Below are 14,424 nucleotides of genomic sequence, written 5' to 3'. Positions count from 1 at the left end.
GATGAACAATGATCAGTAAAACGTTTATTAATAGGCCCAAATTTGCCTTAGTCATTTCTGTGCTCATCTCTTTGGCTGGATTTATTGCCTTAGGGTTGTTGCCCGTTAACATGTACCCAGAGATTACTCCCCCACAAGTTCAGGTGACGGCAGTATTTCCTGGTGCCAGCGCGCAGGTGGTTGAAGAGTCGGTGATCAGGCCCATTGAAGAGCAAATCAATGGGGTGGAAGACATGATGTATATCGAGTCAACCGCAGCAAATAATGGCACCGCGACAATTACAGTTTACTTTAAAGTCGGCACAGACAGTGATATGGCGCAGGTCAATGTGCAAAACCGTGTGGCGCTGGCTGAAGCGGGCTTACCCGAAGAAGTAAAACGCCAAGGGGTGAGTGTTAAAAAGCAATCAAGCAGTATGTTGATGGGGATCACCTTGTATTCCAATCAAGAAGGGCTGGATGATATCTTTTTGAGTAACTATGCGACCAATTATTTAACTGAGCCGCTTGGTCGTTTAAAAGGCGTCGCTGCTGCACAAGTGATGGGTGAAAAAACCTATTCGATGCGGATATGGTTGCGCCCTGACAAGATGTCGTCTTTGAATGTCACCATCGCTGAAGTACAAGCTGCATTACGCGAGCAAAACTTAATCGTGGCTGCGGGTAAATTAGGTGCGTCACCGGCTTTACCTAATCAGCAGTTTGAATATTCGATTCAAGCGCAAGGTCGCTTGCAGTCACCTCAAGAATTTGGCAATACGATTATCCGGGCTCGACAAAATGGTAATTTTGTTCGTTTATCGGATATTGCGCGTATTGAACTTGGTTCACAAGATTATGGTTTTTCCGCCAAACTAAACAATCAAGACACCGCCTTTTTAGTGATTTATCAACTCTCTGATGCCAATGCGACGGATGTAGCTAATCAAGTCAAGGCGACTATGGAAGAGCTATCATCGCGCTTTCCTGATGGCTTAGAGTACAGCATTCCATTTGATACCACTGAGTTTATCGAACGCTCGATTTCTGAAGTTGTTGTTACTTTATTTCAAGCTGTGGTGTTGGTCATTTTGGTGGTGTTTTTATTCTTACAAAACTGGCGTGCAACGCTTATCCCTTGTGTGGCGATCCCTGTATCTTTAATTGGTACTTTTGCTTTCATGATGCTGATGGGGTACTCAATTAATACCATTACTCTATTTGGTCTGGTATTGGCGATTGGTATTGTTGTTGATGATGCGATCATTGTTATTGAAAACGTTGAGCGTTTGCTAAAAGAAGAGAAATTGCCGATTAAAGAAGCCGTGACCAAAGCCATGGAGCAAGTGTCAGGGCCGATTGTCGCGACTACTTTAGTGCTGCTAGCTGTGTTTGTGCCTGTTGGTTTTATGCCAGGCATAACCGGTGAATTATATAAGCAATTCTCAGTGACTATCTCGTTTGCGGTGATAATTTCCTCTGTCAATGCATTGACCTTAAGTCCTGCTTTATGTGTGCTTTTATTGAGTGAAAAAGCCATGCAGCCAATCAAGTTGTTAGCGCCATTTGAGCGTGCAATTCATCGTGTAACAGGAAAATATACCAATATTGTTGAGTTTTTACTGAAACGCTCAGCGCGAGTGGGGATTTTTGCGTTACTTATTTTTGCTGCAACAGGTTGGTTAGCTAAAGAAGTCCCGACGGCATTTGTGCCAGGCGAAGATCAAGGCTTTTTATTTGTTGATGTGCAGCTACCGGATGCAGCAGCAACCGGACGTACCGAAGATGTGATGCACAAAGTTGGTGACATCATAATGAAAGATCCGGCCGTGACTGACTTTATTGCGGTATCTGGCACGTCCTTACTGGGTGGAGCGGGCTCGAACAATGGACTGGGAATTATTATTTTAAAAGACTGGGAAGAGCGAGTGGCACCTGAACTTGGGCTGCGTCAATTGATCCCTCGGTTAATGGGGCAATTATGGACAATGCCTGATGCGCAGGTGATGGTCTTTAATCCTCCTCCTATACCAGGACTGGGAAATAGTTCTGGTTTTGAGTTTCGTTTACAAGACAGTGAAGGACGAGAGCCTGCAGAGCTTGCACAAGTGATGAATGGTTTGATTTATGAGGCAAATCAGCGCCCTGAATTGAAACAAGTGTTCAGTACTTATCGCGCGAGTGTTCCTCAGTACTTTCTAGAAGTTGATCGCAACAAAGTTAAAGCACAAGGTGTTGCATTAAGTGATATTTTCACCACTTTACAAGCACAATTAGGCTCGTTATATATTAATGACTTTAATCAGTTTGGCCGGACTTACCGTGTGGTCATTCAAGCTGAGACGGAGTTTAGAAAAGAGCCCACTGATTTACGTCATTATTATGTTCGTAATGTTGATGGTGAAATGGTGCCATTAACGACGTTGGCAACCCTGAAGCCTATTTTAGGGCCCACCAGTGTGAATCACTTTAACTTATACCGAAGTGCCAGCATAACCGGTCAGGCATCTGAAGGGCATGCAAGTGGTGAAGCCATTCAAGTTATGCAGGAGCTAGCTGATAATTTACCTGCTGGGTATATTTATGAGTGGGCTGGTCAGTCTAAACAAGAATTAGAAGCCGGTGATTTAGCGCCAGTGTTATTTGGGTTAGCCGTTGTATTTGTTTACTTATTTTTAGTCGCGCAATACGAAAGTTGGACGATTCCCTTTTCAGTAATTGCTGCGGTACCTCTTGCTATATTTGGCGCGATGTTAGCACTTTACCTGGTAGGTATGGCGAATAACATTTATGCCCAAGTAGGGTTGGTGCTTTTAATTGGCCTTTCGACTAAAACAGCGATTTTGATTGTGGAATTTGCAATGGAACAGAGAGCCGCAGGTGCCAGTATTTTTGATGCTGCGCTACAAGCTGCAACACTTCGTTTTCGAGCAGTTTTAATGACCGCCCTTTCTTTTGTTTTAGGGGTGTTACCTTTGGTCTTTGCATCAGGTGCGGGGGCTGGCAGTCGTGTCTCATTAGGTATCACTGTGCTGGCTGGTATGCTTGCAGCGACAATTTTTGGTACCTTGTTGATCCCAATATTTTATCGCTTGATCCAAGCAATGCGCGAAAAAGTTAAAGGTGATGCGCCTGTAGAGTAAACAGAAAAATCATCTATCTAAGCCAAGTTTATCTTGGCTTTTTTTTTTGATTTGGTATAAAGCCAGCAAGTGAACGTAAAAGAGTAAATAAAATGACTTACCCAGCGCATTTATGGACCGTAGAGCAAGCGACCGATAACGCTTATGAAGTGTTTTTGGAATTAGCACCGGATAACTTATCTGAAGAAGATATTATTTACTTTAATATGCATCGTGAAGCTGCAGGATTTGCTGAAGACAATAACCCTGATGAGTCGTGGTCTGAGTTTGTTGAATTTGAAATTGAACCTGAGCTTTATTTGCAGGTGATCATTGGTCTGGAATTTGAAGACAATGATATCGAGTATGCGCGGATGTTAATCAGTTTGGAAAAAGACGCGCCGTTTTGCCATATTATTTGGAAAAAGTGACTCTAAAATAGGAAATCTAATTGATTCTACCGCAAAGGCTTTATTTTTGATTTTTACACAATAAAATGAGGTTTCTGCTGGAGGAATGATGAAGTACTGGTTGGTTTTTATTTTTTGTTTGAGTGCATCTGCGTATGCAAAAGACCCATTTGAAGATTTTTCTGAATATGGCAAGTTTGATGAATCTGATATTCATACTAAACACCAAGGGGATTTGTTTTACGGTGATACTGAATTTGGGTTTATTCTGACCAGTGGAAACACTGATTCTACTACGGCAAAATTAAAAGCTAATATTTATCAAGATTTAGAATTTTGGCGCAATCAGTTCAAGTTTGACAGTTTATTCAAACGCGATGTTGATGAACCAACACAAGAAGCCAAAACCACGGCATCCCGTGTTTTTGGATCCTTGCAAGGCAATTACAAGCTAGGTAATCAAGAAGAATCATTTTTTGTGTACGGTGATTATGAAAATGACCGTTTTAATGGTTTTTCATATAAATACACCATTGCTTCTGGCTATGGTAATCGCCTCCTCAGCCTCAAAAAAGACAAAGTTGATTTCGATATCGGACCTGGCTTGAGTGCGCAGAAAAACTTAGATGGTAGCGCGCAAACAGGCTATCTACTGCGCTTGGCGTTACAATGGGAAAGAGTTGTTTCCAAGTCTACTCGTTTTAACCAAGATATAAGTTACGAGCAGTCACTGTCGGGGTTAAGTTCAAGGCTAAAATCTGAAACGGCATTGATTAGTCGTATGAGCGAGGCATTGTCGGTTAAGTTTTCTTATTTATACCGCTATAACTCGCAACCAGAAGAAGGCAAGCTAAGCTACGATGCTGAAACAAGTGCCTCCTTAGTTTATTATTTTAATTGAGGGCAGTATGCCATATCAACACACCCAGTTCGGCTGGCCAATTTTGGCGCTATTGAGCTGGATTTTATCGTTTGTTTTATTAGCACTTTATATTTTAGGGCCATCAGTACCTGTGTATTTATTTGCAGGTGCTGTTGTGCTGGTGGCGTTTTTATTTCATAAGCTCACCATTGTTGTAACCGATACATCTGTCAAATGGGGCTTTGGTTTAGGGGTTTTTGGGAAAGATATAGCATTTACTGAGATTGAGTCGGTGCATAGCGTTACTAATTCGTGGCAGCATGGCTTGGGAATTAAGATTACCCATGATGGCTGGGTGTATGGTGTCTCTGGTTTTTCAGCAATAGCATTGGTGCTCAAAGACGGCACACAAATTAGAATTGGCACCAATGATCAAGCGCGGTTACTCAGTGTGCTCATGCAGTTTTTGCCGCAGACAAGCAGTGTGCAAAGTGACGAAAAATAAAAATAACTGAACGAACCAAAAAAGCGCCTTGGCGCTTTTTTGGTTTTATGCAGCTAAAAGCGCTTAGTGGCTATGACCACATCCGCCAGCACTGTGCACATGACCATGAGCTAGTTCATCTGCTGTGGCTTCTCTTACTTCAAGAATTTCAACATCAAACGTTAATTCGATGCCAGATAGTGGGTGATTGCCATCTACCAGTACATCATCACCTTGAATTTCAAGCACAATAACAGTTTCTTCGCCGTCATCTGTTGTTGCTCTAAATTGCATTCCCACTTCAAGTTCAATACCTTCAAACATTGATTTAGGTACAGCTTGCATCAAGCCATCTTGACGCTCTCCATACCCTTCAGAAGGAGGAACGGTAACCGTGAAAGTATTGCCTACTTCTTTATCGATTAAGGCATTTTCAAGGCCAGGGATCAGAAACCCAGAACCAATAATGAGTTCCAGTGGCTCATCGTCAAATGAACTATCGATTGCTGTGCCTTCTTTGTCGATGACTGAATAATGCATTTTTACTACTGAGTTTTGTGCGATTTTCATAAGGTTCCCGTTTTAATTGTCGCTGAGTGTGTAGGGTAGGGGTTCGATTGTTACGCGCTCAGGAGATTCTTGTTTGGATCTCAATGCTGCGTCTTGTTCAATATCGTTTGGCATAACCGCCAATAAATAGCTGGTATCTGATGGTGCGTGGTAGGCTGAAGCGATAACTTTGCCAGCTCTGCGCCAGTTTTCGGATACTTGTTGTTCAATTTCTTCTGCCAAACTGGCTGTTTGGCCTGGTGCGCTTAACACGAACATCGCACGTTTGTTTTTACCCAGATATTTCATTCGGGCGACAGTTTCTTGTCCTGTGTAACAACCTTTTGTAAAGCTGATCCCACCAATAGCTTGTAAGTTAACCATTTGTGGCACGTATTCACCAACAGCTGTATGGTTTAATCTAGGCTCGCCATCTTTAATGGATAAGCTTTGCCATTCGCTGTCATCCTCACGCCACGTAAACAGACTTGTAAGTGATTCCGGTAGGGTTTTGCTGAGGCATAAAATCACTCGTTGCTCACTGAGCTTAAGCGCTTTGCCATAAGAGAATGTCGCGGCGTTACCAACAAACTCAATACCCATTTGGTCAAGTACAGGTTGTAAGTCATCGCCATACAAGCCAATAAGTTGATATTCAGTTGTTTCTGCGATGGTGACTTTTGCAAATACGGCGTACTTTTTTAATTCCGGTAAGCTGGCTGATAGCTCATCAGAAGAAAGTATATTTAAGTAGCTGTCTTCAAAACTAAATAACTTTGAAACAGCCCAAAGTTTTCCCTTTCCGCTACAGTGCCCAGCCCAAAGAAAGTTATCTTCTTTAAGTAAATTGATATCTTGGGTTATTTGTCCGTGCAGATACGATTTTTTATCGGCGCCAGTCAATTCGATGAGTTTATCACTGAGTTGGCATGCATAAATTTGAGACATAAATGAATTAACCATAAGATTGAAGAGTTGTCATAATAACGTATCTGCGAGCGATATTTAATAGATTGATGATTAAATCAGTGAGATAGTGTTTAGCTATTATATATTCGATTTGTTTTTGTTAGAATCGTGAGCTCACGACAATGAGGTAGCAAATGATACAGTTAGATAATAAAGCGCGATTGCGTTGGGCTTGTCGCCGAGGCATGTTAGAACTTGATGTGCTATTAATGCCATTTGTTGAACAAGGCTATGATGCGTTAACTGAAGCTGATAAGTATATTTTTCAGCGCTTATTGAGTCAGGAAGACCCTGAATTATTTGCGTGGTTTATGGGCCATGAAACGTCGAGTGATTCAGAGTTAGATTATATGGTTAAACTTATTTTAAACCGAGTTCGTGTATAGGATCGCTTTCAGTGATAATCAAAAAAAACCTACCTTTCTCGTAGGTTTTTTTGTCTTTATTGCCACACTTTTATTGATTACCACTCGTGATCTATGGGTCGGCATTGCATGTTTGTTGCTGATGTTTGTATTGTTTTATCATACATGGCGCGAGGTGGAGGCGGCTTCTATTGATGCAGGCATTTTACTTTTGTATGACAATGGCGATATTGAAATTTGCATTGCTGGCGAATATTGGCAGTGCCAACTGCACAAGCACAGTCAGGTGTTTGCTGGCGTGATGTTGTTAAAATTAACAGGCTTTGAGTGTGCTTGGTTGGTAATGTATTCGAGCAGCTTAAGCGCAGTCGATAATGCTCGACTGCGCCGACATGTGATTGAGCAACTTAAACATTAAGGTTTTAAGACTGTAGGCTTAGGGTTTGGCGCTAATTGAGGGTAATCAAGTGTGTAATGCAATCCTCGACTCTCTTTTCGGGCCAGTGCACAGCGAATAATTAACTCAGCAACTTGCGCTAGGTTACGAAGCTCTAATAAGTTATTGCTGACTCTGAAGTGCGTATAATATTCTTCAATTTCTTGTTGTAATAACTCGATTCGACGTTGCGCCCGCTCCAGTCGCTTGGTGGTACGGACAATGCCTACATAATCCCACATAAACAGTCGAAGTTCGTGCCAATTGTGTGTGATCACAACTTCTTCATCTGAGTTAGCAACGCGGCTTTCATCCCATTCAGGTAAGGAACTGACTTCTGGGCTTGTGGCCAATTTTGTGATGATGTCTTCAGCGGCGGCTTGAGCAAATACGATGCATTCTAGCAGCGAGTTACTCGCCATGCGATTAGCGCCATGTAATCCGGTGTAGGCCACTTCGCCAATTGCATATAGATTCTCTAGGTCGGTTTTACCATTAAAGTCGGTAACCACCCCTCCGCAGGTATAATGTGCCGCAGGAACAACAGGAATGGGCTCTTTTGTAATGTCTAAACCAACACTGAGGCATTTTGCATAGATTGTCGGGAAGTGTTCGATAATAAAGTCATTGTCTTTATGAGAAATATCTAAATAAACACAATTAGCACCGAGTCGTTTCATTTCAAAGTCGATGGCGCGGGCTACAATATCACGAGGTGCCAACTCTGCGCGTTTATCAAAGTCAGGCATAAAACGTGAGCCGTCAGGTCTCAGTAAATACGCACCTTCACCTCGCATTGCTTCGGTAATCAAAAAATTTTGTAATTCAGGATGATATAAACTGGTAGGGTGAAATTGGTTAAATTCCATATTGGCAACACTACATCCTGCGCGCCAAGCCATCGCGATGCCATCGCCAGAAGCCACATCTGGGTTTGATGTGTATAAATACACTTTACTTGCCCCGCCAGTCGCTAAAGCGACAAATTTGGCATTTAATGTTTCAACTTGCTCAGCTTGGCGATTCCACACATACACACCATGGCAACGTTGGCCAGATTGATTTAATTTTGCATCGGTCACTAAATCGATGGCGTTGTACTTTTCGAGCAAGGTGATGTTGCTATGTTCTTTAACGCGATCAATAAGGGTGGTTTGCACCGCTTTGCCAGTAGCATCTGCTGCATGCAAAATACGTCGATGGCTATGGCCGCCTTCTCGGGTCAAGTGATAACGCTCTTTACCTTGTTTATCGTGCTCCATATCGAAGGGGACACCTTGGTCAATTAACCATTGCATACAGCGTTTTGCATTGCTCGCCGTATAATGCACAGCCTCTCGGTCACATAAGCCGGCACCTGCATCAAGAGTATCCTCTACATGTGATTCCACACTGTCATCTTTGTCAAACACCGCGGCAATTCCGCCTTGAGCATATAGCGTCGAGCCTTCAGTTAATGGGCCTTTACTGATCACAGTGACATTACAATGATTCGCTAAGGTAAGTGCTAAAGTTAGCCCAGCAGCGCCGCTGCCAATAATTGCGACATCAGTAGAGTGGTTTTTTTTTTGGTTCATGTCAGTGATACTTAAGGTTACAATGGTAAATTAACGAGCTTTACAATAATTACTTGTCATAAAAAATGCTAGCTAATTTACCTTTGGCGCTCGTTTTAAGCCAATGTTCATCTAGCAATTGGTATTTATTTTAAAAAAAATTTGGTCATAACAGAACTTTTTATTTTTTAGTGGGTCTTATCCTTCGTTATTAAAACAAAAAACTAAAGAGTAATAAGCAATTTATAGGAGTGCCGGCTCGAATGAGCGAGCAGGAATTAGACTTAGCACTTGTGCAAAGAGTGCAGCAGGGTGATAAAAACGCCTTTAACTTGCTAGTCAGGAAATATCAAAACAAAGTAGCCAGTTTGATTTCTCGATATGTATCAAACCAAAGCGATGTGGCAGATGTAGCACAAGAAGCGTTTATTAAAGCGTACCGTGCATTACCCGGCTTTAGAGGAGAAAGTGCGTTTTACACATGGTTATATAGAATAGCTGTGAACTGCGCTAAAAATTATCTTGTTGCTCAAGGTCGCAAACCGCCTGCGAATGATGTCGATGCCGAAGAGGCGGAACTTTATGATAGCGGCTCAGCAATGCGTTCAAATGCAACGCCTGAGAATTTGTTACTGAGTGATGAAGTAAAAAACGTAATTTACGATGCAATCAATAATTTACCTGAAGATTTAAAAACCGCGATTACCTTGCGGGAATTAGAGGGGATGAGCTATGAAGATATAGCTGTTGTTATGGATTGTCCGGTTGGTACTGTGCGTTCGAGGATTTTTAGAGCGCGAGAAGCAGTCGATTTAAAATTAAACCCACTAATTAATAATGCATAGGTGAATCAGAGTATGACCAAAGCACACTCTACAGAAAAAGAGCATTTATCGGCTTTGTTTGATGGCGAAGCGCAATTAAATGACTTGAAATTCACAGAGCACGAGCGTGAAACATTTGAACGTTATGCGCTATTGGGCGACGTTGTTCGAGCTAAGCCCGAGCAGGACATATTTATTGATATCGCAGATAAAGTTGCAGCGCAATTAGAGTCAGAGCCTGTCTATGGTGACTTTTCAGCGAACAAAACTCAGCAAAATTCTGTTGATACATCAAATAAGACAGGTGACTCGAACGTTGTGTCAATCAATTGGAAAAAGCCCCTTGGACAAATTGCGATCGCAGCCAGTGTTGCGATGTTTGCCATTGTCGGCCTTCAAACTTTACCTGGCTCAAACGAATCTACGCAAGGTGAAGCGGTGCCAATGTTTCAAACCACACCTGTCGGTGGTGGCTTTGCTTCTCCGGTTAGTTATTCAACCGAGCCTGCGCTTGAAAATGCCAAACAAGGTTTAAGAGAGTTACAACAACAGCGAATTGGTGCATTAGTGTTAGAACACCAGCGTCAAGCACGCATTGCAACTCAAGCACAAGTTGTTGATAATGAAGATACTCAGAGCGCCAAGGATTCAAATTAATTAGATGAGAACCATCGCCTTATTTTTATCGCTATTATTTGTTGTCACACCTGTTTATGCCATTGAAGATGAAAGCGCCAAAACTCTATTAGAGAATATGGCGCATACGGTCCATCAAAGTAACTTTGATGCTTCGTTTGTCGTAGTAAAAGGCAATGCAATGGAACCTTATCGTTGGCGTCATGGCCAACATCAAGGCACTGAATTAGAACATTTAAGCTTACTCAATGGTGCTGGATTAGAAATTATCCGTATCAATGATAAGGTGACTTACTTTGAGCCTCAAACACCCGCTTATTCTATTAATGCACGCTCAATAGCAGGCCCCATTCCTGATGTTCTGTTCCATAATATCAATTCGTTAGAGGGAAATTATAATTTTATCCTTGGTGGTAAAGGCCGAATAGCTGGTCGCTCTGCACAGTTGATTCGAATTGAATCTAAAGATAATAGTAAGTACAACTATTGGATTTGGCTTGATTCGCAGTCTTCTTTAGTTTTAAAAGCGGCTTATGTGAATCAACAAGGTGAGATTGTGGAACAACTACAATTAACCAATGTAACGTTTTCAGAGCAACCTGCATTAGAGTTGATTGAAATGAGTCAGAAGGAGTTTCCAACTCCCTTACCTCAACCTGAGGCTTCGACAGATTTAGGCAATTGGCAAATAGGCTGGGTGCCAGCAGGGTTTAATTTAGTTAAATCAGATCGTCATAATTTAAATTTAAACAATGAATTAGCTGATTATTATTTATTTAGTGATGGGTTAGTAGAGGTGTCGGTCTTTATTCAGCGTCCTTTATCTAATAATCGGCGCAGTACAGCATTAACATCGGGAGCCACGACAGTTTTTGTCCATAATGCGCAAGGCTTTGATGTATCAGTTGTTGGTAATATTCCCATCAGTACCGCAAAAAGCATTGCTGAGTCAGTACAAAGACCAAGCCCATGATAGAAGAAACACTGACAGTAAAAGCCACCAATGGTTTGGTGGCTTTCTTACTTCCTGAAGAAAAGAAAGCCTGTGAAGGCTGCAATGGTAAATGTGGTTCGCAAGTTTTTGCGAAGTTATTTGATACCAAAAAAGCTGATTTTGAATATAAATTCGATGTCCCATTATCTGTCGGTCAGAAGGTGGTGCTTGCATTAGATGAGCGCCATTTAGTCAAAACATCGCTTATGATTTATTTATTGCCACTTTTATTTGCGATTAGTAGCGCTATTTTTGCTGCTGAAGTTATGCAGTGGGTCGAGTTTTATCAAATATTACTTGCTGCGCTCGGTGGCTTTGTTGGTTATTTGATAGCCAAATCCCATTTGAGATCAGTTAAACATCATATTGAAGTTGTAAAAATTTACCCAAATAGCTTACCTGTGACGCAAATAGATGGTGATTAGTGGCAATTAATTGTAAAATTCTTTTTTTCCGTTAATTGTTCACTAAATTAAAGAAGTCTTGAATCCAGTTTATGAAGCATATCCGTAACTTTTCAATTATTGCCCACATCGATCACGGGAAATCAACCCTGTCAGATCGTTTGATACAGTTCTGTGGTGGTTTAACAGACCGAGAAATGCAAGCTCAGGTTCTAGACTCAATGGACATTGAGCGCGAACGTGGTATCACAATCAAAGCCCAATCGGTCACTTTAGACTACAAAGCGAATGATGGTGAAACGTACCAATTAAACTTTATCGACACGCCTGGACATGTTGACTTTTCTTATGAAGTTTCTCGTTCTCTTGCTGCATGTGAAGGGGCGTTACTGGTTGTTGATGCTGGACAAGGTGTAGAAGCACAAACTGTTGCAAACTGTTATACCGCGATTGAGATGGATCTTGAAGTAATCCCTGTTTTGAATAAAATCGATTTACCACAGGCTGAGCCTGAGCGTGTTGCAGAAGAGATTGAAGAAATTGTCGGCATCGATGCGATGGATGCAGTACAGTGTTCTGCAAAAACGGGCGTTGGTATTCAAGATGTACTTGAGACTATCGTCGCGCAAGTGCCTCCTCCGGTTGGTGAAGCTGAAAAGCCACTTCAAGCACTAATTATTGATTCATGGTTTGACCCATACCAAGGGGTTGTATCATTAGTGCGTATTAAGCACGGTGAGCTGCGTACAGGCGAAAAAATCAAGATCATGTCTAATGGTCAAGTCCATAATGCTGATAAAGTGGGAATTTTCACACCAAAGCAAAAAGAGACCAAAATTTTACGTACCGGTGAAGTTGGCTTTATTATTGCGGGCATTAAAGAAATCCATGGTGCACCAGTGGGTGATACTATCACGGTTGCGCGTAATGGCGCTGAAAGTGCGTTACCAGGATTTAAAAAGGTACAACCACAGGTTTATGCGGGTGTGTATCCAATTTCATCAGACGACTATGAAAACTTCCGTGATGCATTATCAAAATTAAGCCTCAATGACGCATCATTATTTTACGAGCCAGAAAGCTCAACAGCGTTAGGATTTGGTTTCCGCTGTGGTTTCCTTGGTATGTTGCACATGGAAATCATCCAAGAACGTCTTGAGCGCGAATACGACATGGATCTGATCACGACAGCACCGACTGTAGTGTATGAGATTGAGCTTAAAAACGGTGATGTTATTCAAATTGATAGTCCGTCTAACTTACCGTCAATTAGTAATATTGCTGAAATCCGTGAGCCTATCGTTGAAGCAAATATCCTTGTTCCACAAGAATATTTGGGTAATGTTATTACGTTATGTGTTGAGAAACGTGGTATGCAGACCAAAATGGCTTATCACGGTAAGCAGGTTGCGTTAACGTATCACCTTCCAATGGCAGAAGTGGTGATGGATTTCTTTGACCGCTTAAAATCAACCAGTCGTGGTTTTGCGTCACTCGATTACAACTTTATTCACTTCACACCATCAAAAATGGAACGCGTGGATATATTGATTAATGGTGAAAGAGTCGATGCGTTGGCCATTATTTGTCACCATGAAAGTGCGCAATCGCGAGGCCGTCAATTAGCTGAAGCGTTAAAAGAACTGATCCCTCGTCAGCAATTTGATATCGCTATTCAAGCTGCTATCGGTGCACATGTTATTGCTCGTACTACGATAAAACAGTTGCGTAAGAACGTAATTGCAAAATGTTACGGTGGTGATGTGAGTCGTAAGAAGAAACTTTTACAAAAACAAAAAGAAGGTAAAAAGCGCATGAAACAAGTTGGTAATGTTGAAGTGCCGCAAGAAGCCTTTTTAGCAATCCTCAAAGTAGGTAAATAAGGAAAACAGTTACAATGGCTGGGTATTTTTCAATTTTTTTAGTGTTATTAACACTGGGTTCGGGATTGATTTGGTTAATCGATCACCTTGTTTATGCACCTAAACGTCAAGCTCGTATTGCTTTAGCACAAGGTGCAACGGGGGCTGAGCTGGATGAAGAAACCATCGCACAAATTGCACCGCAGCCAGCCATTGCTGAAACCGCACAATCTATTTTCCCGATGATAGCTGCGATTACTATTTTCCGCTCGTTTTTGTATGAACCGTTTCAAATTCCGTCAGGATCTATGATGCCAACCTTGCTGGTTGGCGACTTTATTTTGGTCGAAAAGTTTGCATATGGTGTGAAAGACCCCGTTTGGCGTTCGCAATTAATGGATGTTGCTGAACCTGAACGAGGTGATTCAGTGGTGTTTAAATATCCGCTAGATAAAAAAATTGATTTTATTAAACGCGTTATTGGCTTGCCAGGCGACACGGTTGTTTATCGAAATAAGCAACTTTATATTAAACCACAATGTGCTGAGGGACAAAGTACTGCTCAAGGGTTGAATTGTGGTGAGTTTAATAAAATCGATATGCAGTTACAGAACCAAGATGAATTTTATGCTGATGGTATTGGTCAGGCACGTTTGACTGAAAATCTGGGTAATGTAACGCACGATATTCTTATTAATCCTGCACGTCCTGAGCAAAAAATGGGGTACTACCAGCAACCGAGTACCCGTATAGATGAATGGATTGTACCGACGGATAATTACTTTGTAATGGGTGATAACCGTGACAACAGTAAGGATGGGCGTTTTTGGGGATTTGTCGATAAAAAAGACTTAGTCGGTAAAGCTGTATTTATTTGGATGAGCTTTGAGTTTGAACAAGATCCAGACAGTATTTTACCAAGCTGGGTTCCAACAGGGGTTCGCTTTGAGCGCCTAGGAAGTATTCAATAAC

General features: G+C 41.7%; 15 protein-coding genes. 12 read left to right on the top strand and 3 right to left on the bottom strand.

Translation table 11 applies throughout. From position 1 onward, the window contains the following. Window positions 1-8 precede the first annotated feature (8 nt). The 4 genes from PULV_RS10165 (at window position 9) to PULV_RS10150 (ending at window position 4,878) form a co-directional block, all read left to right on the top strand. Entirely contained in the window at window positions 9-3,122 is a 3,114-nt protein-coding gene (locus PULV_RS10165; protein WP_193331616.1) for an efflux RND transporter permease subunit, read from the top strand. Window positions 3,123-3,214: 92 nt separating this feature from the next. Beyond that, complete coding sequence (locus tag PULV_RS10160) at window positions 3,215-3,532, top strand: HI1450 family dsDNA-mimic protein (RefSeq protein ID WP_086743943.1); 318 nt, start codon at window positions 3,215-3,217, stop codon at window positions 3,530-3,532. A gap of 85 nt (window positions 3,533-3,617) precedes the next feature. Then, window positions 3,618-4,412: a DUF481 domain-containing protein gene (locus PULV_RS10155; RefSeq protein WP_086743942.1), complete on the top strand. Its 795-nt coding sequence runs from the start codon at window positions 3,618-3,620 to the stop codon at window positions 4,410-4,412. Between the two features lie 7 nt (window positions 4,413-4,419). Beyond that, entirely contained in the window at window positions 4,420-4,878 is a 459-nt protein-coding gene (locus PULV_RS10150) for a hypothetical protein (RefSeq protein ID WP_086743941.1), read from the top strand. A 63-nt stretch (window positions 4,879-4,941) separates the two neighbouring features. Here the strand turns inward: PULV_RS10150 and PULV_RS10145 are convergent, their stop codons facing one another. Together PULV_RS10145 and ygfZ are read right to left on the bottom strand one after the other, a co-directional pair. Then, on the bottom strand, window positions 4,942-5,427 hold the full coding sequence (locus PULV_RS10145) for an FKBP-type peptidyl-prolyl cis-trans isomerase (RefSeq protein ID WP_193331615.1): 486 nt from the start codon (window positions 5,425-5,427) through the stop codon (window positions 4,942-4,944). A 12-nt stretch (window positions 5,428-5,439) separates the two neighbouring features. Then, window positions 5,440-6,354, bottom strand: a complete 915-nt coding sequence (gene ygfZ, locus PULV_RS10140) for a tRNA-modifying protein YgfZ (protein ID WP_193331614.1) — start codon at window positions 6,352-6,354, stop codon at window positions 5,440-5,442. Window positions 6,355-6,509: 155 nt separating this feature from the next. Here ygfZ and PULV_RS10135 point away from each other — a divergent pair, with 155 nt between their 5' ends. Together PULV_RS10135 and PULV_RS10130 are read left to right on the top strand one after the other, a co-directional pair. Continuing rightward, a complete protein-coding gene (locus PULV_RS10135; RefSeq protein ID WP_193331613.1) occupies window positions 6,510-6,761 on the top strand; it encodes an FAD assembly factor SdhE in 252 nt (83 codons plus the stop codon). 73 nt (window positions 6,762-6,834) lie between these two features. Then, complete coding sequence (locus PULV_RS10130) at window positions 6,835-7,158, top strand: hypothetical protein (protein WP_193331612.1); 324 nt, start codon at window positions 6,835-6,837, stop codon at window positions 7,156-7,158. On the opposite strand, the gene nadB is transcribed toward PULV_RS10130, so the two are convergent. Next, a complete protein-coding gene (gene nadB, locus PULV_RS10125) occupies window positions 7,155-8,753 on the bottom strand; it encodes an L-aspartate oxidase (RefSeq protein WP_086743936.1) in 1,599 nt (532 codons plus the stop codon). The two genes, PULV_RS10130 and nadB, sit on opposite strands and share 4 nt — an antisense overlap. 242 nt (window positions 8,754-8,995) lie before the next feature. Between nadB and rpoE the strand changes: the two genes are divergently transcribed. The 6 genes from rpoE to lepB all read left to right on the top strand — a co-directional run bounded on the left by rpoE (window position 8,996) and on the right by lepB (window position 14,423). Beyond that, window positions 8,996-9,577 (top strand): RNA polymerase sigma factor RpoE, encoded by a 582-nt coding sequence (gene rpoE, locus PULV_RS10120; RefSeq protein WP_086743935.1) that lies wholly within the window; start codon window positions 8,996-8,998, stop codon window positions 9,575-9,577. Window positions 9,578-9,589: 12 nt separating this feature from the next. Continuing rightward, the gene (locus PULV_RS10115) at window positions 9,590-10,213 is read left to right on the top strand and encodes a sigma-E factor negative regulatory protein (RefSeq protein WP_086743934.1); all 624 of its coding nucleotides are present in this window, start codon (window positions 9,590-9,592) and stop codon (window positions 10,211-10,213) included. A gap of 4 nt (window positions 10,214-10,217) precedes the next feature. Then, on the top strand, window positions 10,218-11,165 hold the full coding sequence (locus PULV_RS10110; RefSeq protein ID WP_193331611.1) for a MucB/RseB C-terminal domain-containing protein: 948 nt from the start codon (window positions 10,218-10,220) through the stop codon (window positions 11,163-11,165). Next, a complete protein-coding gene (locus tag PULV_RS10105) occupies window positions 11,162-11,611 on the top strand; it encodes a SoxR reducing system RseC family protein (protein ID WP_193331610.1) in 450 nt (149 codons plus the stop codon). The genes PULV_RS10110 and PULV_RS10105 overlap by 4 nt, the downstream gene beginning before the upstream one ends. 71 nt (window positions 11,612-11,682) lie before the next feature. Then, entirely contained in the window at window positions 11,683-13,473 is a 1,791-nt protein-coding gene (lepA, locus tag PULV_RS10100) for a translation elongation factor 4 (RefSeq protein ID WP_193331609.1), read from the top strand. Between the two features lie 14 nt (window positions 13,474-13,487). Further along, entirely contained in the window at window positions 13,488-14,423 is a 936-nt protein-coding gene (gene lepB, locus PULV_RS10095) for a signal peptidase I (protein ID WP_086743930.1), read from the top strand. Window position 14,424: the final 1 nt, after the last annotated feature.

It is taken from the genome of Pseudoalteromonas ulvae UL12, from assembly GCF_014925405.1.
Classification (GTDB): Bacteria; Pseudomonadota; Gammaproteobacteria; order Enterobacterales; family Alteromonadaceae; genus Pseudoalteromonas; species Pseudoalteromonas ulvae.
The sequence above is the reverse complement of the archived record's forward strand: the minus strand, read 5'-3'. Positions and strand labels throughout refer to the sequence as shown.